Consider the following 22,256-nt stretch of genomic DNA (forward strand, 5'->3'; position numbering starts at 1 on the left):
GTATCGGGGCGACCCTCCGCCTTGCGAGCGCACGCACCAGACGCCGCCAGGCCCGCCCTGCGGGCGGACGACGCTACTTTCGAAACACGCCCTAGACCTGACGCACCGTCAACTCACCGGTGCCACGGGCCCGTCACGGCGAACGTCGTGCCGGGCGTGTAGCAGTTGACGTACATCGTGTCGTGGTCGGGGGAGAACGTGACGCCCGCGAACTCCCCCCACTCGGGCTTGTCCGGGGCGCCGATGGTCTGGCGGTTGCGGGCCATCGCGTAGACCTCGCCGCGCCGGGTGACGCCGTAGACGTACTGGGCGCCGTCGCCGTCCTCGCACACCATCAGGCCGCCGGCCGGCGCGAGGCAGATGTTGTCGGGGGAGTCGCCGGGCAGCTGGACGTCCGTGCCCGGGCCGAAGACGATCACCAGGGTGAGGCGGCGCCGGGCGGGGTCGTAGCGCCAGATCTGCCCGAAGTGGTCGCCCGCCGAGCCGTCCGTCCTGCGGGCGAAGGACGAGACGAAGTAGACGCAGGAGCCGCCCCAGTAGCAGCCCTCCAGCTTCTGGGCGTGCGTGATGCCCTTCGGGCCGAAGTCCTGGAGGCGGATGGGCGTCTGCGCGGCCAGCGGGTCGGGGACGTCCACCCACTCCACGCCGTCGAAGCTCGCGCCCGCTTCCTGGATCGAGGACAGGTCCGGCGCGCCCGGCACCCGCATCGCCTGGAGCCGGCCGCCCGCGCGCAGCGAGCCCCGGCCGCCCTTGGGCCTGTCCGGCAGGAAGCGGTAGAAGAGGCCGAAGGGCTTGAGGAAGGCGTCCTCGGTCTCGTAGACGATGCCGCGCCCGGGGTCCACGGCGATCGCCTCGTGCTGGAAGCGGCCCATCGCGGTGAGCGGCACCGCGCCGGTGCGGCGCGGGTCCACCGGGTCGACCTCGAAGATGAAGCCGTGGTCCTTGGTGTAGCCGTTCGTGCCGGCCCTGTCCTCGGTCTCCTCGCAGGTCAGCCAGGTACCCCACGGGGTCGGGCCGCCCGCGCAGTTGACGGCGGTCCCGGCGATCCCCACCCGTTCGTCCAGGACGCCGTTCCTGGCGTCGAGGGAGAGCGTCGTACAGCCGCCCTTGGCCGCCGGGTCGTAGGTGAGCCCCTCGACCGTGGGCACGGCGGTCTTGGCCGTGACGCGGTTCTCGTGGTTGCGCACGAGGCGGACGCCCCCGCGCTCGCCCCGGAAGGCGGCCATGCCGTCGTGGTTGCCGGGCACCGTGCCCTCACCGGAGCGGAGCCGGTCGCCCTCGCGGGAGAGCACCCGGTAGCGGAAACCTTTCGGCAGATCGAGCAGACCCTTGGGGTCGGGGACGAGAGGGCCGTAACCGGCCTTCCCGTGGGCGGCGGCGGTGCCCGCGAAGAGTTCCGAGAGAGCGCCGGTGAAGGCGATGGTGGCGCCCACCGCCCCGGAACGGGCGAGAACCTGACGTCGAGTGGCAGACATGACGGGCAACCTCCTGCTGGCGGACAGGAATGTGACCGGATGTGTGTACCACGCGCTCCGACTAGTGCACGAGACCCTTGGCGTCGCGGGCGAGTGCCGTGAGCCGCGAGATCGCCCGGAAGTACTTCTTCCGGTAGCCGCCGTTCAGCATCTCCTCGCTGAAGAGCCGGTCGAAGGGCACACCGGAGGCGAGCACCGGCACCTCCCGGTCGTACAGCCGGTCGGCCAGCACCACGAGCCGCAGCGCGGTCGACTGGTCGGGCACCGGCGTGACGTCCGTCAGGCACACGGCGCTGACCTGGTCGGTCAGCGCGCCGTACCGGCTCGGGTGGACCTCGGCCAGGTGGGCGAGCAGGTGCGGGAAGTCGTCGAGCGAGGCGCCCTCGGTGGCGTACGCCGCCTTGGTGACCTGCTCCTGCGAGTACGGGGCGGGAGCCTGCGGCAGACCCCGGTGGCGGTAGTCCTCGCCGTCGATGCGCAACGCCTTGAAGTGCGCGGACAGGCCCTGGATCTCGCGCATGAAGTCGGTGGCGGCGAACCGGCCCTCGCCGAGCTTGCCCGGCAGCGTGTTCGACGTCGCGGCCAGCGCCACGCCCTGCTCGACGAGCTTGGCGAGCAGCGAGGACACCAGCACCGTGTCCCCCGGGTCGTCCAGCTCGAACTCGTCGATGCAGAGCAGCCGGTGCTCGCTGAGGGTGCGCACCGTCTGCTGGAAGCCGAGCGCGCCGACCAGGTTCGTCAGCTCCACGAACGTGCCGAACGCCTTCTGCTCGGGCGCGGCGGGCGTGGCGTGCCACAGGGAGGCCAGGAGGTGCGTCTTGCCGACGCCGTAGCCCCCGTCGAGGTAGACACCGCGGGGCCCGGTGGGGGCCGCGGCCTTCCGCTGGAACCACCGCTTCTTGCCGGCGCCGGAGGCGTGCGCGCCGCCGAGGCCGGCCGCGAAGCCGCTCAGGACGCGGACCGCCTCGCTCTGGCTGGGCTGGTTCGGGTCCGGGATGTAGGTGTCGAAGCGGACCGCGTCGAAGCGCGGCGGCGGCACCATCTCGGCGACCAGCCGGTCGGCGGGGACGTGGGGCCGGCGGGCGCACAGGGACAGCGGAGTCACTTCGGCCAGGGGATCGGGCCCGTGGGCGGCGGTGGAGGAGGGCACGGTTCCTCAGCTTAAGGGGCATGCGAGACTGCGGACATGCGACGCCTGTTCCCTGTGACCGACCAGACAGCCGACCGCCCGGCCGACCAGTCGGCGGATCCGGACACCACGGACCCGCAGGAGTGGAGCCTGGACGAGCTGGCCGACGCCTACGCCTACCCCGCCGGGGCCTCCACCGGGGCGGCCACCTGGCTGCGCGCCAACATGGTCTCCACGCTCGACGGCGCCGCCCAGCACGAGGGCCGCTCCCGGCCGATCTCCAACCCCACCGACATGCGGATCTTCGGCACCCTGCGCGCTCTCGCCGACGCCGTGATCGTCGGTGCGGAAACGGTTCGCCTGGAGGGGTACCGCCCGGCCCGCGCGCGGGAGGCCTTCGCCGCCCGCCGGGCCGCCGCCGGTCAGACCGCGGCGCCCGCCGTCGCGGTCGTCAGCGCCGGCCTCGACCTGGATTTCTCGCTCCCGCTCTTCACGGAGCCGCTGACGCCGACCCTCGTGCTGACGGGGGCGGCCGCGCCCGCCGACAAGGTCGCCGCCGCCGAGCGGGCGGGCGCCGTCGTGCTGGTCGCGGGGGAGGGGGCGACGGTGGACCCCGCGCGCGTGGCGCCCGCCCTGGCCGAGCGGGGACTCACCCGGCTGCTCACCGAGGGTGGCCCGCGGCTGCTCGGGCAGTTCGTGGCGGCCGAGGTGCTGGACGAGCTGTGCCTGACCATCTCGCCGATGCTCACGGCCGGGGACGCGCAGCGGATCGCGGGCGGGCCCGTACTGGCCGAACCCGATCAATTCGTACTGGCGTCCGTACTGGAGGAGGACGGGTTCCTCTTCACCCGATACCGTCGTAGCTGACAATCAGCGGAATCAGCCGTTCCGTTTGGCTCGCGCCGGGCACACTAGATCTCGCAGATCCCGTGCGGCCACGGGGCAGGATGGTTTCCGCACGGGCCTCAGGACGGCCAACGGAGGAGAAGGGCGCCTGTCGTGTTCACAAGCGTATTGATGATCGAGAAGGCCCTGACGTCCGCCGACGTGGAGTTCGTCACCACCTTGCACGGGGACGAGCCGGTCACCTTCCATGTGCTGCTCCAGCCCCGCGGCGACCAGGCGGACCGCCTGCTGCGGGCCATCGACGACGTCGCCCTCGGCGAGCTCGACGAGGCGGCGCGCGAGGGCGAGACCCCCGAGGGCGCGGACGCGGCCGGCCCCGGCGAGCAGGCATTGAACGTCTCCCTGACGGCGCTGCGGGCCGCGGGCTGCGAGGCGGGGGGGCGGCTGATCGAGGATCACCCGCTGGACGCGCTGAAGGGCCTCGTGGACGAGGTGGCGGCCGACGAGGTGATCGTGCTGACCGACCCCCACTACGTGGAGGAGTTCTTCCACCGGGACTGGGCCTCGCGGGCGCGCCACAAGGTGGGCGTGCCGGTGCTGAAGCTGTTCTCGCACAGCGAGGCCTGAGCGCTCCGCCGGGCGGGCGGGTCGTCCGGTCCGCGGGTCATCGGTCCGCCCCCGGCGGCGCGCGATGCGGCCGCCCACGCAGGCAATAGGCTGGGGGCCGTTCACCGTCGTACGAACGCGACTCTCGTCGCACCACCAGGGGAGACACACGCATGGCACCCGGCCTGCCCCAGTCCATGGCCGACATGGACCGACCGCACTTCATCGGCATCGGCGGCGCCGGCATGTCGGGCATCGCCAAGATCCTCGCGCAGCGCGGCGCCAAGGTCGCGGGCAGTGACGCCCGGGAGTCCGCCACGGCCGAGGCGCTGCGCGCGCTGGGCGCCACGGTCCACATCGGGCACGCCGCCGCGCACCTCGCGGACGACGCGAGCTGCGTCGTCGTCTCCTCCGCGATCCGCGCCGACAACCCCGAGCTGGCCCGCGCCGCCGAGCTGGGCATCCCCGTCGTGCACCGCTCGGACGCCCTCGCCTCCCTGATGAACGGCCTGCGCCCGATCGCGGTGGCGGGCACGCACGGCAAGACCACGACGACGTCGATGCTCGCCGTCACGCTCGCCACCCTCGGCCTCGACCCGTCGTACGCGATCGGCGGCGACCTGGACGTGCCCGGATCGAACGCGCTGCACGGCGAGGGCGACATCTTCGTCGCCGAGGCCGACGAGAGCGACCGCAGCTTCCACAAGTACGCGCCCGAGGTCGCCATCGTCCTCAACGTGGAGCTGGACCACCACGCCAATTACGCCTCGATGGACGAGATCTACGAGTCGTTCGAGATCTTCGCGGGCAAGGTCGTGCCCGGCGGCACCCTCGTCATCTCCGCGGACCAGCACGGCGCCGTCGAGCTGACGAAGCGCGTGCGGGACCTCGGCGGGCCGAAGATCGTCACGTACGGCGAGTCCGAGACCGCCGACCTGCGCATCCACAAGATCACCGCGCGCGGGCTCGCCAGCGAGGTCACGGTCGTCCTGAACGGCAAGTTCCTGACCTTCCAGGTGTCCGTGCCCGGCCGTCACTACGCGAACAACGCCGTCGCCGCCCTCGCCGCGGGCATCGCCCTCGGCATCCCGGCGCACAACCTCGCCTCCGCGCTCGGCTCCTACACCGGCGTCAAGCGCCGCCTCCAGCTCAAGGGCGAGGCCGCGGGCGTCCAGGTCATCGACTCCTACGCGCACCACCCCACCGAGATGACGGCCGACCTGGAGGCCATGCGCTCCGCCGCCGGCGACTCCCGCATCCTCGTGCTCTTCCAGCCGCACCTCTTCTCGCGCACCCAGGAGCTGGGCACCGAGATGGGCCAGGCCCTCGCCCTCGCCGACTCCTCCGTGGTCCTGGACATCTACCCGGCCCGCGAGGACCCGGTCCCCGGCGTCACCAGCGCCCTGATCATCGACGCGGCCCGCGCGGCGGGCGCCGAGGTCACGGCCGCCCCGGACAAGGCGGCGGCGGTCGCGGCGGTCGCGGGAATGGCGAGGCCCGGCGATCTTGTTCTCACCATGGGCGCGGGCGATGTCACCGACCTCGGCCCGCACATCCTGGCCGAGCTGTCCAAGTAAGAAGCGAAGGGGACCTCACCCATGTCGTACGACGTCGAGAAGCCGGACGAGCAGTGGCGCGCGGAGCTGACCCCTTCGGAGTACGCGGTGCTGCGCCAGGCCGGCACGGAACCCGCCTTCGTCGGCGAGTACACGGACACCAGGACCAAGGGCGTCTACTCCTGCCGCGCGTGCGGCGCGGAGCTGTTCACCTCGGCGGAGAAGTTCGAGTCGCACTGCGGGTGGCCGAGCTTCTTCGACCCGAAGGACACCGACGCGGTCGAGCTGATCCAGGACACCTCGCACGGCATGGTGCGCACCGAGGTGCGGTGCGCGCGCTGCGGCTCGCACCTCGGGCACGTCTTCGAGGGCGAGGGCTATCCCACGCCCACTGACCAGCGGTACTGCATCAACAGCATCTCGCTGCGGCTCACGCCGGACGAGGGCTGATCGGCGGGGGTGGGGGCGGCCCCGCGGGCGAGGCGCGTCCCGCGGGGCACCGACCTCAGAAGGTCAGCTTCCAGCTGTTGATGTAACCCGTGTCCTGCGCCGCCACGTCCTGCACCCGCAGCTTCCAGGCGCCGTTGGCGCTCTCGCTGGACGCGTCGACCGTGTACGCCGCGATGACGTTGTCCGCCGAGTCGCTGCTGCTGGAGTTCTTCAGGCGGTACGCCGTGCCGTCGGGGGCCAGCAGGTCGACGACCACGTCACCGCGCCAGGTGTGGCGGATGTCGACGTCGACCTTGAGGGTGGCCGGGGCGTTGCCGGTGCGGCCGGCCACGTTCACCGTCGAGGTCACCGCCGCGCCGTTGTCCGGGATGGCGACGTCCGCGGTGTTCTCGTAGCTGTCACCGGGCGGGACGGGGGTGTCCGTGCCGAGCTGCCAGACGGCGTGGGCGATGGCGTCGCTGTTGCGGTCCAGGGCCGTGTCGTTGATGTTCGCCGTCGTGTCGCAGGACGAGTGGTAGCAGCGGTCGAAGGCCTGGCCGGCCGTGCCGCCCCACTTCTGGGCCTGGGCGCTGGACTTGGCGCGCTCGGCCCCGCTGAACAGGCCGCCGACCGGGATGCCGACGTTCTTGAACGGGGCGTGGTCGGAGCGGCCGTCGCCCTCGGTCTCGATCTCGGTGGAGATGTTCAGACCCGCGTAGTAGTCCTTGAAGGTCTTCTCGATGGTCGGGTCGTCGTCGTAGACGAAGTAGCCGGGGTTCGGCGAGGCGATCATGTCGAAGTTCAGATAGCCGCTGACCTTGGAACGCTCCGCCGTCGGGAGGTTGTTCACGTAGTAGCGGGAGCCGACCATGCCCAGCTCCTCGGCGCCCCACCAGGCGAACCGCAGGTGTTTCGTCGGCTTCAGCTGCGCGCGGGAGACAGCGAGCGCCGTCTCCAGTATGCCGGCCGAGCCCGAGCCGTTGTCGTTGACGCCGGGGCCCGCGGAGACGCTGTCGAGGTGCGCGCCCGCCATCAGGACCTTGTCGGGGTCGCCGCCCGGCCAGTCCGCGACGAGGTTGTACCCGGTGGTGCCGCTGGACGTGAACTGCTGGACGGTGGTGGTGAATCCGGCCGCGTCCAGCTTGCCCTTCACGTAGTCGATGGAGGCCTTGTAGCCGGGGCGGCCGTGGGCGCGGTTGCCGCCGTTGGCCGTGGCTATGGACTGGAACTGGGCGAGGTGCGCCTTGACGTTGGCGAGCGGTATGTCGGGCGCCGCGAGCGTCGGGGCGGGGGCCGCGAGGGCCGTGGGCGCGGCGGTGGCGAGCAGGCCGCCGACGGCCAGGGTGGCGGCGCAGGCGGCCGCCCGTCTGAGGAATGTCATGGGTGGGGCTCCGGATTCCGAACAGAAGTGGGGACGGAACGTACGAGGCGCCCTGCGACGCGGGTGCCGCGGGGCGCCTTTGGAGCTGTGCGTTGCCTGATGTTCCGGGTGGGTCGACTTTCCGTCAAGGGGGGAAACCGGTCAGAAATCGGGAAGCGACGTTCAGATAACGGACAAGTGGCCGCCGAGGGGGGCAAGGAGGTCAGGCCGTCAGAAGAAGACCCCGCAGCGCAGCAGCACATTCGCGTACGGCCGGGCCTCCCCGGTGCGGACCACCAGATGGGCCTCGGCCGACAGCCGCTTCAGCTCCTCGTGCGGCACCAGACCGAGCGCCGGGACGCGCTCCCGCAGCAGCCGCGCCGTCTCCGGATTCGCCTCCTGGACCTCCCGCGCGGCCGTCCCGCCCGCCACCACCAGCTCGGCGAGCAGACCGTCGAGGACCTGCGCGAAGGCGGGCACCCCGGCGCGGAAGGCCAGGTCCACCACGCGTGGCCCGCGCGGGATCGGCATGCCCGCGTCGCAGACCAGGACCGTGTGGCCGTGGCCCAGCTCGGCCAGGGCGCCGCAGAGGGCGCGGTTGAGGATGCCGGACTTCTTCACCGCGACGAGCCCTCCGAGGTGTCCGGCGCCCGTTCCGCCAGCTCCGCGGCCGTCGGGTAGGAGTCCTGCGCACCCTTGCGGGTGACCGCCGCGGAGCCCACCCGTACCGCGTAGCCGGCCGCCGTCGCCAGGTCCTCGCCGAGGCCGAGACGCCAGCCGAGCGCGGCGGTGAAGGCGTCACCGGCCCCCGTGGTGTCCACCGCGTCGACCTTCGGGCTCGGTACGCGTACGACGTCCGAGCCGTCCGCGGTGAGCGCGCCCGCCGAACCCAGCGTGATCACGACCGACCGGGGTCCGAGCGCGAGCAGCCCGCGCGCCCAGTCCTCCGGGGTCTGTCCGGCGTCCTCGCCGAGGATCACCCGCGCCTCGTGCTCGTTGACCACCAACGGGTCGCAGGCGGCGAGGACTTCGGCGGGCAGCGGGGCCGGCGGCGAGGGGTTCAGGACGAACCGGGCGCCGGGCCGCAGCGTGCGGACGACCTCGGCGACCGTCTCCAGGGGGATCTCCAGCTGGGTGGAGACCACCCGGGCCGCCGCGAGCAGGCCGCCCGCCGCGCGGATGTCCTCGGGCGTCAGACGCGCGTTGGCGCCGGGCGAGACCACGATGCTGTTGTCGCCCGAGGGGTCGACCGTGATCAGCGCGACACCGGTGGGCGCGCCGCCCACCAGCACCCCGGCGGTGTCCACCCCGGCCGCGCGCTGCGCGTCCAGCAGGAGCCTGCCGTGGGCGTCGTCACCGACCCGGGCGAGCAGGGCCGTACGGGCGCCGAGCCGGGCGGCGGCCACCGCCTGGTTGCCGCCCTTGCCGCCCGGGTGGACGGCGAGGTCCGAGCCGAGGACCGTCTCGCCGGGCGCCGGACGGCGCTCCACACCGACCACCAGGTCGGCGTTGGCGGAGCCCACGACCAGCAGTTCGTGGTCCGCGCCGCCCGTGCGGCCGGCGTTGTCGTCGTTCATGTGCTGCTTCCTGCTTTCGTACGGTGATGCTGCGCGGCGCTGTTGCGGAGCGCTCAGGAGAAATCCTGCACGTTCTTCGACGTGACGACCTTCACCGGCACCTTCACCGTCTCCCGGACCTTCTTGCCGCGCGCCGCCCGGACGGCGTTCTCCACGGCGATCCTGCCCAGCTCCCTGGGCTGCTGCGCGACCGACGCGTACAGCGTGCCCGCCTCGACCGCCTTCAGACCGTCGGGGGTGCCGTCGAAGCCGACCACCGGCACCGTCCGGCCCGCCTTGTCGCCGAGCGCCTTGACCGCGCCGAGCGCCATCTCGTCGTTCTCGGCGAAGACGCCGGCCACGCCCTTGTGGGACTGGAGGAGGTTCGTCATGACGTCCAGGCCCTTGGTGCGGTCGAAGTCCGCGGGCTGCCTGGCGACGACGTCGATGCCGGGGTACGCCTTGATGCCCTCGGCGAAGCCCTGGCCGCGCTCGCGGCTCGCGGAGGTGCCCGGCGTGCCCTGGAGGACGACGACCTTGCCCTTGCCGCCGAGCTTCGCGGCGAGGGTCTTCGCGGCGAGCCTGCCGCCCGCCACGTTGTCGGAGGCCACGAGCGTGGCCGTCGTCGCCTTGTTGACGCCGCGGTCGGCGGCGACCACCGGGATGTCCTGCTTGTTGGCGGCGCGCACGGCGGGGCCCGCCGCGTCGGAGTCCACCGGGTTGACGATGACGGCCTTCACGCCCTCGCCGGTGAAGTTCTGCAGCTGGTTGCTCTGCTGGGAGGCGTCGTTCTGCGCGTCGGTGACGGTCAGGTCGACGCCCGCCTTCTCGGCCTCGGCCTGCGCGCCCTCCTTCATCTGCACGAAGAAGGGGTTGTTGAGGGTGGACAGCGACATGCCGAGCTTCGTCGACGTGCCCGAGGAGCCGGAGTTGAAGAAGGACACCGCGCCGACCACGGCCGCCACGACCACGGCGGCCACCGCGTACTTGGCCGCCTGCGGCCCCTTGCCCCGTATCCCTCCGCCCGCGCCCGATGAGGCACCCGGAGTCGCCCCGGCCCGCCTGCGCAGCGTGTCGAGCAGGACCGCCAGCGCGATGACGACGCCGATCACGACCTGCTGCCAGAAGGCCGACACCGACAGGAGGTTGAGGCCGTTGCGCAGCACCGCGAGGATCAGCGCGCCGATGAGCGTGCCGGACGCCTTGCCGACACCGCCCGCGAGGCTCGCGCCGCCGATGACGACCGCCGCGATGGCGTCGAGTTCGTAGCCCTGCGCGGCCTGCGGCTGCGCGGAGACGAGGCGGGAGGCGAGCACGATGCCGGCGACGGCCGCGAAGAGACCGGAGAGGGCGTAGATGACGAGCTTCTGGCGCTTGACGCGCAGCCCGGACAGGCGCGCCGCCTCCTCGTTGCCGCCGATCGCGTACATGGAGCGGCCGATGAACGTGCGTCCGAGGACCAGGGCCGTCAGCAGGCCCATCACGACCATCACGACGACGGGGACCGGCAGCCGGCCGCCCACCGTGTCACCCAGGTGCGAGACCGACTCGGGGAACGGGATCGGGCTGCCCTGCGAGATCACCAGGGACAGGCCGCGGGCCACCGACAGCATCGCGAGCGTCGCGATGAACGGCGGCAGCTTCCCGTACGAGACGAGCGCGCCGTTGACGAAGCCGCACGCGACGCCCGTGGCGACGGCGAGGACGACCGCGAGCCAGACCGGCAGCCCCTGCGAGGAGGCCGTCCAGGCGAGGACGGTGGCCGACAGCGCGGCGACCGAGCCGACCGACAGGTCGATGCCCGCCGAGACGATCACGAACGTGACGCCGAACGCGAGGATGGCCGTCACGGCGGCCTGGACACCGACATTGAGCAGGTTCTGGGTGGTGAGGAAGTCGCCGGAGAGCAGCGACATCGCCACGACCAGCACGATCAGGGCGCTCAGCGCGCCGTTGTCGAGCAGGACCCGGCGGAGCGCCGGTGCGCCACCCGCGTCGCGCTTCAGGGTTTCAGTGGCCACGGGAGCCCTCCGCTTCTTCTTCGTTCCGTACGTCCACGGATTCGTTCCGTACGTCCACGGGTTCCTTCTGTACGTCCATGGGGGACGCGGCGGTGACGGCGAGGGCCATCACCGCGTCCTGGGTCGCCTCGGCGGCGCTCAGCTCGCCGGCGATCCGGCCCTGCGCCATGACCAGGACCCGGTCGCTCATGCCGAGCACCTCGGGCAGGTCGCTGGAGATCATCAGGACCGCGTGCCCGGAGGCCGTCAGCTCGTTGATCAGCTGGTAGATCTCCACCTTCGCGCCGACGTCGATGCCGCGCGTCGGCTCGTCGAGGATCAGCACCTTGACGTCCGCCAGCAGCCACTTGCCGATGACGACTTTCTGCTGGTTGCCGCCGGACAGCGTCCGCACGTGCTGGCCGAGCCCGGCCATGCGCACCTTCAGCTGCTCGGCGATCCGGGCGGCGTCCCGCGCCTGGCCCTTGAGGTCCACCAGCCCGGCCCGGGTCGCCGAACGCAGCGTGACCAGGCCGAGGTTCTCCCGCACGGAGGCGTCCAGGACCAGGCCCTGACCCTTGCGGTCCTCCGGTACGAGCCCGATGCCCGCGCCCATCGCGGCGTTCACGTCATGGCGGGGCAGCCGCTCGCCGCCCACCTCGACGCGCCCCGCGTCGTACGGGTCGGCGCCGAAGACGGCGCGCGCCACCTCGGTGCGCCCCGCGCCCACGAGCCCCGCGAGTCCGACGACCTCACCGGCCCGCACCTCGAAGCCGACGTCGTGGAAGACGCCGTCCCGGGTGAGCCCGGCCACCGACAGCAACGGCGGTCCGACGTCGGGCCGTAGCCGCGGGTACTGCTGCTCGATGCTGCGCCCGACCATGAGCCGGACGAGTTCCTCCTGCGGGGTGGAGGCGGGCACCTGCTCGACGCTGCGGCCGTCCCGCAGGACGGTGACGCGGTCGCCGAGCGCGGCGATCTCCTCCAGATGGTGGGTGATGAAGACGATGCCGACGCCGTCCGCGCGCAGGGCGCGCACGATGGAGAAGAGCTTGTCGACCTCCTCGGAGGTGAGCACGGCGGTCGGCTCGTCCATGATGAGCACGCGCGCGTCCAGGCTCAGCGCCTTGGCGATCTCGACCATCTGGAGCCGGGCGATGCCCAGTTCGCGCACCTTGGCGCGGGGCGAGACCCGCACGCCGACCCGCCGCAGCAGCTCCTCGGCGTCGGCCTCCATCCTCTTGCGGTCGATCATGCCGAAGCGGCGCGGCTGGCGGCCCAGGAAGATGTTCTCGGCGACGGTGAGATCCGGGACCAGGTTGAACTCCTGGTGGATGGTGGCGATGCCGAGCCGTTCGGCGTCCTGCGCGCCGTGGATGCGTACCTCCTCGCCGTCCACGACGATGCGGCCGCTGTCGGGGCGGTAGGCGCCGGAGAGCATCTTGATGAGCGTGCTCTTGCCCGCGCCGTTCTCGCCGAGCAGGACGTGCACCTCCGCGCGCCGCAGATCGAAGTCGACGCGGTCGAGCGCGACGACGCCGGGGAACGTCTTGCGGATGCCTTCGATGCGCAGCAACTCGTCCTGGTCGCTCACGGGTTGCTCCTTCGTACGGAGGTGTCCTCGGCGGCGCCCGCACCGCAGGAGCGGCGCACGACGAGGCGGGCGGGCAGGGTCACGGACCTCGGGGTCCTGCCCTCGATCCGGTCGATCAGCGCGTGCACGGCGGCCCGGCCCAGCTCGGCGGTCGGCTGGGCGATGGCGGTGACCGGCGGGTCGGTGTGCACGAACCAGGGGATGTCGTCGAAGGCCGCGAGCCCGATGTCGTGCGGGACGCGCAGGCCGTGCGCGCGGATCGCGTCGAGGGCGCCGAGCGCCATCAGGTTGTCGGCGGCGAAGACGACCTCGGGCGGCTCGGGCAGCGCCAGGAAGCGCTCGGTGGCCCGGCGCCCGCTGTCGGCCTGGAAGTCGCCCTGGCCGATGTAGGTCTCGGGCAGGGCGATGCCGTGCTCGCGCAGCGCCTCGCGGAAGGCCTCCACGCGCTCGCTGCCGGTGGTGGTGGCGGCCGGGCCCGCGATGATGGCGAGCCTGCGGTGACCGAGGCCGTGCAGATGGGCGACCAGGTCCCGGACGGCCTGCCGCCCGTCGGAGCGGACGACGGGGACGTCCACGCCGGGGATCCAGCGGTCCACGAACACCATCGGGGTGCCGGCGCGCACCGCGTCCAGCATCAGCGGGGAGCCGCCGTCGGTGGGGGAGACCAGGAGCCCGTCGATCCGCCGGTCCACCAGGGTCCGCACGTGGTGGTCCTGGAGCTCGGGCCGCTCGTCGGCGTTGCCGATGATCACGCTGTAGCCGAGCGCGCGGGCCGCCTCCTCCACGGAGCGGGCCAGCTCGGTGAAGTACGGGTTCAGCACGTCGCTGATGACCAGGCCGAGGGTGCGGGTCTGGTCGGTGCGCAGCGACCGGGCGACGGCGTTGGGCCGGTAGCCGAGCGCCTCCACGGCGGCGACCACGCGGGCGCGGGACCCGGGGCTGACCGAGGGGTGGCTGTTGAGCACCCGCGACACGGTGGCGACGGACACCCCGGCCTCGGCCGCGACGTCCTTGATGCTCACCGAGCTGGAAGCCATCGTCGGTCCACCTCCTTGTGGAATCGATTACACGGAGGATTGGAATCGATTACACGGGGGTGTGGCAAGAGGCGCAGGGCAGTGAGACCTGATCGTGACCAAGGGCGCGAGGCGGGCTCGGGGGGCTGTCCCGGTGCCCGGCGCGCGTCAGGAGAACCGCGTGCTCGGCCCGTCGCCAGGGCGGGCCGAGGGCGGGTTCACATCCGGCTCGACCCCTCGGCCGGCTCGAACGGCACCGTCAGCCACGGGCTGTCCGGGTCCGTCGTCAGGGCGCGGTGGGCGTGCAGCACATCCGTGTACCAGGAGCCGAACGACTCCTCGTCGAAGTGGAGGCAGCGGCCCAGGACGTACCCCGCCGAGAACTCCTCCCACGAGGAGTACGCGGCCCGCGCGGCGTGCGAGGTCCGCTCGACGGCGGCGCGCAGCTCCGCCTCGGTCGCGTAGCGGGCGCCCCGCCCCCAGCGGGCCATCTTGGAGGCGCGGCCGAGGTCCCAGGCCGCCACGGAACGCACGAAACCGTCGGGGGCCAGCAGTCCGTCGGCGCGGAAGCGCGCCTCGTAGCGCAGGATCTTGCCGACCAGGCCGCGCATGGCGGTGACGAAGTCGTCCAGCTCCGGGTCGTCGCCCGGCCGGTGCGGGGTGTCGGGGCCGCCGGTCTCCACGACGCGGTTGCGCAGCGTCACCTCGACGCACTCCCGCCACCGCTCGGGGTCGAGCCGCGGCCCCACCTCGGCCAGCACCGCGAGACGGGCGCCGAGGACGAAGTCCCAGTACCAGGGGCTGACTTCGCGGGTGAGCAGCCGCTCCTGGGTGGCCAGCCACTGCTCGCGGCCGTGCACGCCCCAGGACTCCGCGAGGCGCCCCACCTCGTTGTGGTGGCCCGCGCCGTGCCAGTCGAGGGTGTTCCAGGGGTCGCCGTTGGCGAAGCACAGGTGCGCGCCGCAGGCGAGGCCGTGCAGCAGCGGGCCGGGCGGGGGCGCCCCGGTGCGGCGGGTCTCGATGCGGTCGCCGAGGCCGCCGTCCCGGTGGTGGCGCTCGTGCAGGTCGGTCCAGACCTGCCGCTCCTCGTCGGTGGTCAGGTAGTACTGCTCGCACGGCGTCGCCGCGTTGACCACCAGGATGTCCACGTCGTCGGGGCAGCCCTCGGCGAGCGCGCCGAGCGTCACGAACTCGTAGACCACCGCGGGGTGCGGGCGCGGCAGCAGCCCCGACGTGTACACCTGCGCCGCCTTGCGGCCGTCCGGCAGGTCGACGGTGAGCAGCGGGCTCGCGTCCGCCCCGGCGTCCTTCCCGTGCAGCGCCACCGGCCGGTACAGGCCCGCCACCGCGACGGCCCGCAGGTAGGCGTACGCGTCGTCGGCCTCGCACAGTTCGTACAGCTGCTCTTCCAGGTCGGCGGGGGCCTGCCAGCGGCTGCCGTCCTCCGGCGCGGGCACGAAGGGGAAGATCTCGTCGTGGAACTCGTCCTCGGCCTCGGCCGCCGCGTGCATCCTTGGCTCTCCGCTTCCGGGTCTGTCGGGGGTGCGCGTCCCGGTTCCGTCGTGGGACACGCGAATGGATCTTGCACCCTACGCGGGCAGCTCCAGGCGCAGCGACTTCAGGCCGTTGATGAAGTGCGAGACGAGCCGCCGCGGCGGCGCGGCGAGGCGCAGCCGGGGCAGGGCGCGGGCCACCTCCTCGTGGAACACGCGTAGTTGCAGGCGGGCGAAGTGCGCGCCGAGGCAGACGTGCGGTCCCTCGCCGAACGCCACATGGGGGTTGGGCGCGCGGGACAGGTCCAGGCGGTGCGGATCGGTGAAGACGCGCTCGTCGTGGTGCGCGGAGGCGTGGAAGACGACGACTTTGTCCCCGGCCGCGAGCGGTGTCCCCGCGAGCACCGTGTCACGGGTGGCGGTGCGCCGAAAGCTGAGCACCGGCGGTTGGCTGCGCAGCAGTTCGTCCACGGCCGCGGCGATCGGGGCCGTGCCCTCGCGCAGCCGCGCGCACTCACCGGGGCTGCCGGCCAGCGCGAGCAGCCCGCCCGGCGCGGCGCTGCGCACGGTGTCGTTGCCCGCGACGGTGAGCAGGAAGAAGAACATCTCCAGTTCGGGGCCGTCGAGTTCGGGGTCGGTGGCGAGGGTGGTGAGGACGTCGTCGCCGGGGCGCTCGCGCTTGTACGCGGCGAGGGTGCGCGCGTAGTCGAACATGTCGCCCAGCATCGCGGGCGAACGCGGGTCGACGGGCGCGCCGTCGGGTCCAATCGCCGTCGGGGCGGCCTCGTCCGGATCCTGGTAGCCGATGACGCGCCGCGTCCAGTGCAGCAGGAGGCCGCGGTCCTCGGGCGGGACGCCCAGCAGGTCGGCGAGGTTGAGCAGGGCGTAGTCGTCGGTGACCTCGGTGACGACGTCGAAGGTGCCGTCGCCCGCGCGGGCCCGGTCCAGGGCGGCCGCGAGCGACGTACGGGCCCGCTCGCGCGCCCCCGCCTCGAAGCGCGCCACCCGCTTCGGCGTGAACGCCCGGCTGACCAGCCGGCGCAGCCTGCCGTGGTCCGGCGGGTCCTGATTGAGCATCATGCGGCGGATGAACGGCAGGTCGTCGGGCGCGGGGTCGCGGATCTGGGTCGCGCCCAGGTGCGAGGAGAAGGTGGCCGGGTCCTTCAGGACGCGGACGACATCGGCGTGCCGGGTGACCGCCCAGAAGCCGGGCCCCGCGGGCCAGCCCAGCACCCCGGGCTCCTCCTGCCAGGCCACGGGGTGGTGATCGCGCAGCACGCGGTAGCGGTCATGGGGGACCCCGTCCGCGTACAGCCGGGGATCGAAGACGTCGGGGACGGGCGGGGCGGGGGCGCTGCGCCCACTCATACGCCGGAAGCCCCGCGCTCCGGGCGCGGGCCCGCGCCCGTACCTCCATCGGCGCCGGCGTCCGTACTCTTACCGGCGCCCGGGTCCGCACCTCCCAGGGTGCCGGCGTCCGCGTACGTGCCTCCACCTGCGCTCGCGTCCGTACTCCCATCGGTGCCGGCGTCCGTACTTCCACCGGCGTCCGCGTCCGTGCCTCCACCCGCGCCCGCGCCCGCGTCCACGCCCCCGCCTGCGTCCGTGTCCGCGTAGGTGCCTCCGCCTGCGACCGTGCCCGCACTTCCATCGGCGCCGGCGTCCGCGCCCGTGCCTCCACCTGCGCCCGCGTCGGTACTTCCACCGGCGCTCGCGTCCACGTCCGTACCTCCCTCGGCGCCCGCGCCAGTGTCCGCGTCCGCCCGTAGGAAGTCCTCCACCGTGCGGATCAGCTCCAGGGGCACCTCGTCCATCGCGTAGTGCCCGGCTCCCGGCAGTTCGGTCACTTCTCCTCGGGGGTACGCCCGCAGCCACGTGTCCCGCATGAGGTCCGCCGAGAGCGCCGGGTCGAGCGCGCCGGTCACGGCGAGCGCGGGCACGGGCGAGCCCGCCACCTCGGCGTGGAAGTCGTCGCCCGCCCAGGAGTCCAGCCACGCCCGGAACGCCTTGGCGTCGCTGACCGCGAGGGAGCGGTCCACCATGCGGTCCAGCCAGGCGCCGGGGCGTACGCCGCCCGTGGTGAAGTCCATGATGGCGCGCCGGCTCTGCGGCGTGTGCGCCGCGGAGGCGAACAACTCCCACTGCTCCGGCGGCATCCGCAGACCCGACGCGGGTACGGGAGACACACCGACGAGGCGCCGTACCCGGTGCCCGGCGGCGGCCAGGACCCGTTGGGCGACGCTGCCGCCCATCGAGTGGCCGACCAGCGAGAACCGCTCCCACCCGAGCCGGTCGGCCAGTTCGAGCACGTCGTCGGCGGCCTCACCGGTGGTGTACGAGCCGACCGCGCTCCGGGCCTCGCCGTACCCGCGCAGATCCACCAGCGCGTACTGGAACGCCCCGCCGTCGAGATCCGCGAGCACCGGGTCGTACGCGGACCGGTCCGCGAACCAGCCGTGGACCGCGATCACCTTGTGCGGCCCGTCGCCGAGCAGGGTGTGGGGGAGCAGGAAGGAGGCCACATCGACTCCGATCGCCGGCACGCGCCGGCCGGCGCCGGACGGCGTCGGCCCGCGACCACGGTGACCCCAACTCCCGGCCCACGCAAGGGCGCCACGCGACCGCGCGCGTTCCGGGCCCGGGGCCACGTGACCCGGTGCGCACCGCCTGGCGCCACGAGATCAGACACCGGGGCGGGTGACCGGCGCGTCCGCGTCCCCCGCGACCCCCGCGGCGTTACGCCTCGTACCCCTCGTACGCCTCCACGGGGCCTTCCAGCCCCGTGCGCCCCCTGCGCGCTCCGGCGCGCCTCCGATTCACGCGATGGTGCGATCATGTGCCCCCACCCGGATGGCGGAGCCGGACCAGGGGTAGGGCCGGGCCATGACGCAGCCGTTCGAACTGCCGCACTTCTACATGCCGTATCCCGCACGGCTCAATCCCCACCTGGAGGAGGCGCGCGCGCACTCCGCGAAGTGGGCGCGCGACATGGGCATGTTGGAGGGCTCCGGCATCTGGGAGCAGAGCGACCTCGACGCGCACGACTACGGCCTGTTGTGCGCGTACACCCACCCCGACTGCGACGGCCCCGCGCTGTCGCTGATCACCGACTGGTACGTGTGGGTCTTCTTCTTCGACGACCACTTCCTGGACATGTACAAACGCAGCCAGGACCGCGCCGCAGGAAAGGCCCACCTGGACCGGCTCCCCCTCTTCATGCCGATGGACCTCGCGACACCCCTGCCCGAGCCGCGGAACCCGGTCGAGGCGGGCCTCGCCGACCTGTGGGCGCGCACCGTGCCCGCGATGTCCGCGGACTGGCGCCGCCGTTTCGCCGAGTCCACCGAGCACCTTCTGAACGAGTCCCTGTGGGAGCTGTCCAACATCAACGAGGGGCGGATCGCCAACCCCGTCGAGTACATCGAGATGCGCCGCAAGGTCGGCGGCGCTCCTTGGTCGGCGGGCCTCGTCGAGTACGCGACGGCCGAGGTCCCCGCCGCCGTCGCCGGCTCCAGGCCGCTGCGCGTGCTCATGGAGACCTTCTCGGACGCCGTCCACCTGCGCAACGACCTGTTCTCGTACCAGCGCGAGGTCCAGGACGAGGGCGAGCTGAGCAACGGCGTGCTCGTCCTGGAGACCTTCTTCGACTGCACGACCCAGCGGGCCGCCGACATCGTCAACGACGTCCTGACCTCGCGCCTGCACCAGTTCGAGCACACGGCGCTCACCGAAGTGCCCGCCCTCGCCCTGGAGAAGGGCCTCACCCCCGCCGAGGTCGCGGCGGTCGCCGCCTACACCCGGGGGCTCCAGGACTGGCAGTCGGGCGGCCACGAATGGCACCTGCGCTCCAGCCGGTACATGAACGAGGGCGCGCTGAGCACCTCGCCGCTCGCCGGGCCCACCGGCCTCGGCACCTCCGCCGCCGACATGGGCGCGCTGCTCGCGGCCGCCGGGGCGCAGCGGCTGCGCTCCTACACCCACATCCCGTTCCAGAAGGTGGGCCCCTCGATCCTGCCCGACTTCGACATGCCCTTCCCGCTGCGGCTCAACCCGCACCTGGCCGGCGCGCGCCCCCGGCTCACCGCCTGGTCGCACGCGATGGGCATCCTGGCGGAGGGCGTCTGGGACGAGGACAAGCTCGACGCGTACGACCTCCCGCTCTGCGCGGCCGGAATCGGTCCGGACGGCAGCGCGGAGGCTCTCGACCTCAGCTCGCAGTGGCTGGCCTGGGGCACCTACGGCGACGACTACTACCCCCTGGTCTTCGGCCACCGCCGCGACCTCGCCGCGGCCAAGATCTGCACGGAGCGCCTCGCCGGGTGCATGCCGGTGGAGGGTGGCCCGACCACTGTCCCCGTCAACGCCATGGAGCGCGGCCTCGCCGACCTGTGGGCCCGCACCACCAAGGACATGACCCCGGAGCAGCGGCGCACCACGCGCCGGACCGTGGTGGTCATGACGGAGAGCTGGCTGTGGGAGCTGGCCAACCAGCTGCAGAACCGCATCCCCGACCCGGTCGACTATCTGGAGATGCGCCGCGCCACTTTCGGCTCCGAGCTGACGATGAGCCTGTGCCGGATGGGCCACGGCCCCGCCGTGCCGCCGGAGGTCTACCGCAGCGGCCCCGTGCGGTCGTTGGAGAACGCGGCCATGGACTACGCGATGCTCCTCAACGACGTCTTCTCGTACCAGAAGGAGATCGAGTACGAGGGCGAGGTGCACAACGGAATCCTGGTCGTGCAGAACTTCTTCGGCTGCGACTACCCGACCGGGCTGAAGGTCATCCACGACCTGATGAGGCAGCGCATGCGCCAGTTCCAGCACGTCGCCGCGCACGAGTTCCCCGTCCTGTACGAGGACTTCGGGCTCACGGCGGAGGGGCGCGCCGTCATGGACGGCTATGTCACGGAGCTGCAGAACTGGCTGGCGGGCATCCTCAACTGGCACGCCGGCTGCCGTCGCTACGGTGCGCAGGACCTGGCCCGCAGGGCGCACGGCTTCCTGCCCGATCGCGCGCCCCGGGTCCCCTCGATCGCCGGGTCGCGCTGACGGCCCGGCCGGTCGGCCCGGCGTGAGCGGGGGTGACGTCACCCGTTCGTGAGGCATCGCCGACGGGTCGCGCCGGGTAGGCAGGAGCCGGAGGCGAGCCATGGACCAGACCGCGTTGCGTCCCAAGCCGATGCCGGGCCGCAGTTCCGGCCCGAGCAGCGGTGACCACCCCCGCCGGGCCCCCGGCGACCACCCCGGCCACAGCCCGTGGCCCGACCCCGCCGAGCACCTTGGACCGGGTCACCGGCCGCATGCCGTCGGGCGCCGCGGGAGGCGGCCGGCGGCCGTGCTGTCCGGCCTGCTCCTCGCGGTGCTCCTGGTGCTCGCGGGGATCGGCATCGGCGCGGTCGGTGCCGGTGCGGTCGGCGTGGGCGTCGTCAGCATGGCCGACCTCGCCGAGACCCGGCAGGCCGCGCCCGTGCCACAGCGGGCTGCCGCTCCCGAAGCGCCGAAGCCGGGGGCCGCCCCCGAGCCCGGCGCCGGGCACGCGAGGCCGGCCGGGTCCGCCACCCTCGGCATCGAGGCCGTCGACGCCCCCGCCGGCCCGGGCGCCCTGGTCGTCGGCGTGCGCGTCCCGGGCCCCGGCCACACGGCGGGGCTCCTGCGCGGCGACACGCTGCTCGCGGTCGGCGGGGCCCGCGTCGATTCGGCGGCCCGCCTCGCGTCGGCGGTCGCCGCCGCACACCCCGGCAGGCCCCTGACACTGACGGTCCGCCACCAGGACGGGCGGCGCCAGTACCTCGGCGCCAGACCGGGCGTCGTGACCTGAACGCCGGGCCCGGCACGGGCGGGGGCGGCCGCCGGCCGCCCGGGGACGGACGCGGCCGCCGATCCGCCGAGGATGTCGTCCTGGTCCCCGACAAGGCTCAAAAGCGCTCAACCCGCTCAGTGACAGGCAACCCGCTCGTCGGCCGCCGTGTCCCTTCCCTCGGAGATCAACGATCCTCGACCGAAGGACGTACCGACTCATGAGAGCACTCCGCAGCCTGCGCCTCGGACTGGTGGGAGCTGTCGCTCTCACCGCGACATCGCTCGCGGCCGACGCACTGGCCGCCCCCGCCCCCGCCCCCACCCCCGTCTCCGGGTCGGCCACCGGCGACCACAGTGCGACACGGGAAGCGATGGACGCTGCTGTGAAGGACGGCGTTCCCGGCGTCGTCGGGCAGGTGAATGACACATACGGCACCTGGAAGGGCACGTCGGGTGTCGGCGACCTCAGGACGGGGCGGCCGCGCTCGGCCGGCGAGCACTACCGGGTCGGCAGCATCACCAAGACCTTCGTCGCCACCGTGCTGCTCCAGCTGGAGGCGGAGGGCCGGCTGTCCCTGGACGACAAGGTCGACAGATGGCTGCCCGGAGTGGTCCGGGGCAACCTCCACGACGGCCGTCGGATCACCCTCCGCCAGCTCCTCAACCACACCAGCGGCATCTTCAACTACCGCGACGACGAGGAGTTCGTGCGGACGTACATCCTCAAGGACGCCTTCTACAAAACCCGCTACGACACGGTCGCCCTCGACCGGCACGTGAAGTACGCCATGGCGAACAAGCCCTACTTCACGCCGGGCAGTTCCTGGCAGTACTCGAACACCAACTACTCCCTGGCCGCGATGGTGATCGAGAAGGCCACCGGCAACCCGTACGGAGAGGAGATCCGCCGCCGCATCATCACACCGCTCCGCCTGCGCGCCACCTCCGTCCCCGGTACGAACCCCCGGGTGCCCCGGCCGAGCAGCCGGGCCTATGCGAAGCTCGCCGAGTCCACCGACGGCCCGAGCCACGACGTCACGGAACTGAACCCGACACGCGCCGGGGGCGGGGGCGACATCATCTCCGGGGCCGCCGATCTGAACCGCTTCTACTCGGCCCTGCTGCGCGGCGAGCTGCTGCCCAAGAAGCAGCTGGCCGAGATGAAGACGACCGTCGAGGCCAAGGGGCTCCCCAAAGTCCGCTACGGCTTGGGTCTGGCCGAGCGCGAGCTGAGCTGCGGCGTCACGGTCTGGGGGCACCACGGCGGCATCACCGGCTGGACCTCGGAGGCGGTCACGACGGCCGACGGCCGCCACTCGCTGGCCTTCAACTTCAACGGGGACTGGTCCGGGGACAGCCACGCGGTGATCGAGGCGGAGTTCTGCCACACCCCGTAG

The 22,256-nt window shown here is 72.8% G+C and carries 17 protein-coding genes and 1 pseudogene; 7 read left to right on the plus strand and 11 right to left on the minus strand.

From position 1 onward, the window contains the following. Positions 1-113: 113 nt before the first annotated feature. Both ACZ516_RS32595 and zapE read right to left on the minus strand, forming a co-directional pair. Entirely contained in the window at positions 114-1,475 is a 1,362-nt protein-coding gene (locus ACZ516_RS32595; protein ID WP_469013255.1) for an alkaline phosphatase PhoX, read from the minus strand. A 61-nt stretch (positions 1,476-1,536) separates the two neighbouring features. After that, a complete protein-coding gene (gene zapE, locus ACZ516_RS32600; protein ID WP_358587217.1) occupies positions 1,537-2,625 on the minus strand; it encodes a cell division protein ZapE in 1,089 nt (362 codons plus the stop codon). Positions 2,626-2,661: 36 nt separating this feature from the next. Here zapE and ACZ516_RS32605 point away from each other — a divergent pair, with 36 nt between their 5' ends. From ACZ516_RS32605 to msrB, 4 genes are all read left to right on the plus strand, one after another. Beyond that, entirely contained in the window at positions 2,662-3,471 is an 810-nt protein-coding gene (locus tag ACZ516_RS32605) for a pyrimidine reductase family protein (protein ID WP_469013257.1), read from the plus strand. 132 nt (positions 3,472-3,603) lie between these two features. Then, the gene (locus ACZ516_RS32610) at positions 3,604-4,077 is read left to right on the plus strand and encodes an indole-3-glycerol phosphate synthase (protein WP_361077124.1); all 474 of its coding nucleotides are present in this window, start codon (positions 3,604-3,606) and stop codon (positions 4,075-4,077) included. 152 nt (positions 4,078-4,229) lie between these two features. After that, positions 4,230-5,633 (plus strand): UDP-N-acetylmuramate--L-alanine ligase, encoded by a 1,404-nt coding sequence (gene murC, locus ACZ516_RS32615; protein WP_361077127.1) that lies wholly within the window; start codon positions 4,230-4,232, stop codon positions 5,631-5,633. 21 nt (positions 5,634-5,654) lie between these two features. After that, positions 5,655-6,062 carry a peptide-methionine (R)-S-oxide reductase MsrB gene (msrB, locus tag ACZ516_RS32620; RefSeq protein WP_358587209.1) on the plus strand — a complete coding sequence of 136 codons (408 nt, stop codon included), beginning with the start codon at positions 5,655-5,657 and terminating at the stop codon, positions 6,060-6,062. A 55-nt stretch (positions 6,063-6,117) separates the two neighbouring features. On the opposite strand, the gene ACZ516_RS32625 is transcribed toward msrB, so the two are convergent. The 9 genes and pseudogenes from ACZ516_RS32625 to ACZ516_RS32665 form a co-directional block, all read right to left on the minus strand. After that, positions 6,118-7,422 (minus strand): M28 family peptidase, encoded by a 1,305-nt coding sequence (locus ACZ516_RS32625; protein WP_469013260.1) that lies wholly within the window; start codon positions 7,420-7,422, stop codon positions 6,118-6,120. A 210-nt stretch (positions 7,423-7,632) separates the two neighbouring features. Then, the gene (rbsD, locus tag ACZ516_RS32630; RefSeq protein ID WP_358587205.1) at positions 7,633-8,022 is read right to left on the minus strand and encodes a D-ribose pyranase; all 390 of its coding nucleotides are present in this window, start codon (positions 8,020-8,022) and stop codon (positions 7,633-7,635) included. Further along, a complete protein-coding gene (locus ACZ516_RS32635; RefSeq protein ID WP_358587203.1) occupies positions 8,019-8,978 on the minus strand; it encodes a ribokinase in 960 nt (319 codons plus the stop codon). Before ACZ516_RS32635 ends, rbsD begins: the two co-directional genes overlap by 4 nt. Before the next feature lie 53 nt (positions 8,979-9,031). Continuing rightward, the gene (locus ACZ516_RS32640) at positions 9,032-10,978 is read right to left on the minus strand and encodes an ABC transporter permease/substrate-binding protein (RefSeq protein ID WP_469013262.1); all 1,947 of its coding nucleotides are present in this window, start codon (positions 10,976-10,978) and stop codon (positions 9,032-9,034) included. After that, the gene (locus ACZ516_RS32645; RefSeq protein WP_469013265.1) at positions 10,968-12,551 is read right to left on the minus strand and encodes a sugar ABC transporter ATP-binding protein; all 1,584 of its coding nucleotides are present in this window, start codon (positions 12,549-12,551) and stop codon (positions 10,968-10,970) included. The genes ACZ516_RS32640 and ACZ516_RS32645 overlap by 11 nt, the downstream gene beginning before the upstream one ends. After that, positions 12,548-13,588, minus strand: coding sequence for a LacI family DNA-binding transcriptional regulator (locus ACZ516_RS32650; protein WP_358587195.1), 1,041 nt, complete (start codon positions 13,586-13,588; stop codon positions 12,548-12,550). Before ACZ516_RS32650 ends, ACZ516_RS32645 begins: the two co-directional genes overlap by 4 nt. A 197-nt stretch (positions 13,589-13,785) precedes the next feature. Further along, a complete protein-coding gene (locus tag ACZ516_RS32655; RefSeq protein ID WP_361077149.1) occupies positions 13,786-15,078 on the minus strand; it encodes a DUF1266 domain-containing protein in 1,293 nt (430 codons plus the stop codon). Between the two features lie 78 nt (positions 15,079-15,156). After that, a complete protein-coding gene (locus ACZ516_RS32660; protein WP_469013268.1) occupies positions 15,157-16,428 on the minus strand; it encodes a cytochrome P450 in 1,272 nt (423 codons plus the stop codon). Positions 16,429-16,814: 386 nt separating this feature from the next. Further along, a pseudogene (locus tag ACZ516_RS32665) lies at positions 16,815-17,582 on the minus strand (alpha/beta fold hydrolase); the annotation flags it as partial. A 361-nt stretch (positions 17,583-17,943) separates the two neighbouring features. Between ACZ516_RS32665 and cyc2 the strand changes: the two are divergent. The 3 genes from cyc2 to ACZ516_RS32680 all read left to right on the plus strand — a co-directional run bounded on the left by cyc2 (position 17,944) and on the right by ACZ516_RS32680 (position 22,256). Beyond that, positions 17,944-20,109: a germacradienol/geosmin synthase Cyc2 gene (gene cyc2 / locus ACZ516_RS32670; RefSeq protein WP_469013269.1), complete on the plus strand. Its 2,166-nt coding sequence runs from the start codon at positions 17,944-17,946 to the stop codon at positions 20,107-20,109. Positions 20,110-20,209: 100 nt separating this feature from the next. Then, positions 20,210-20,878 (plus strand): PDZ domain-containing protein, encoded by a 669-nt coding sequence (locus ACZ516_RS32675; protein WP_469013271.1) that lies wholly within the window; start codon positions 20,210-20,212, stop codon positions 20,876-20,878. Between the two features lie 199 nt (positions 20,879-21,077). Next, positions 21,078-22,256, plus strand: a complete 1,179-nt coding sequence (locus ACZ516_RS32680; RefSeq protein WP_469013274.1) for a serine hydrolase domain-containing protein — start codon at positions 21,078-21,080, stop codon at positions 22,254-22,256.

The organism is Streptomyces sp. NPDC034037 (assembly GCF_055575715.1).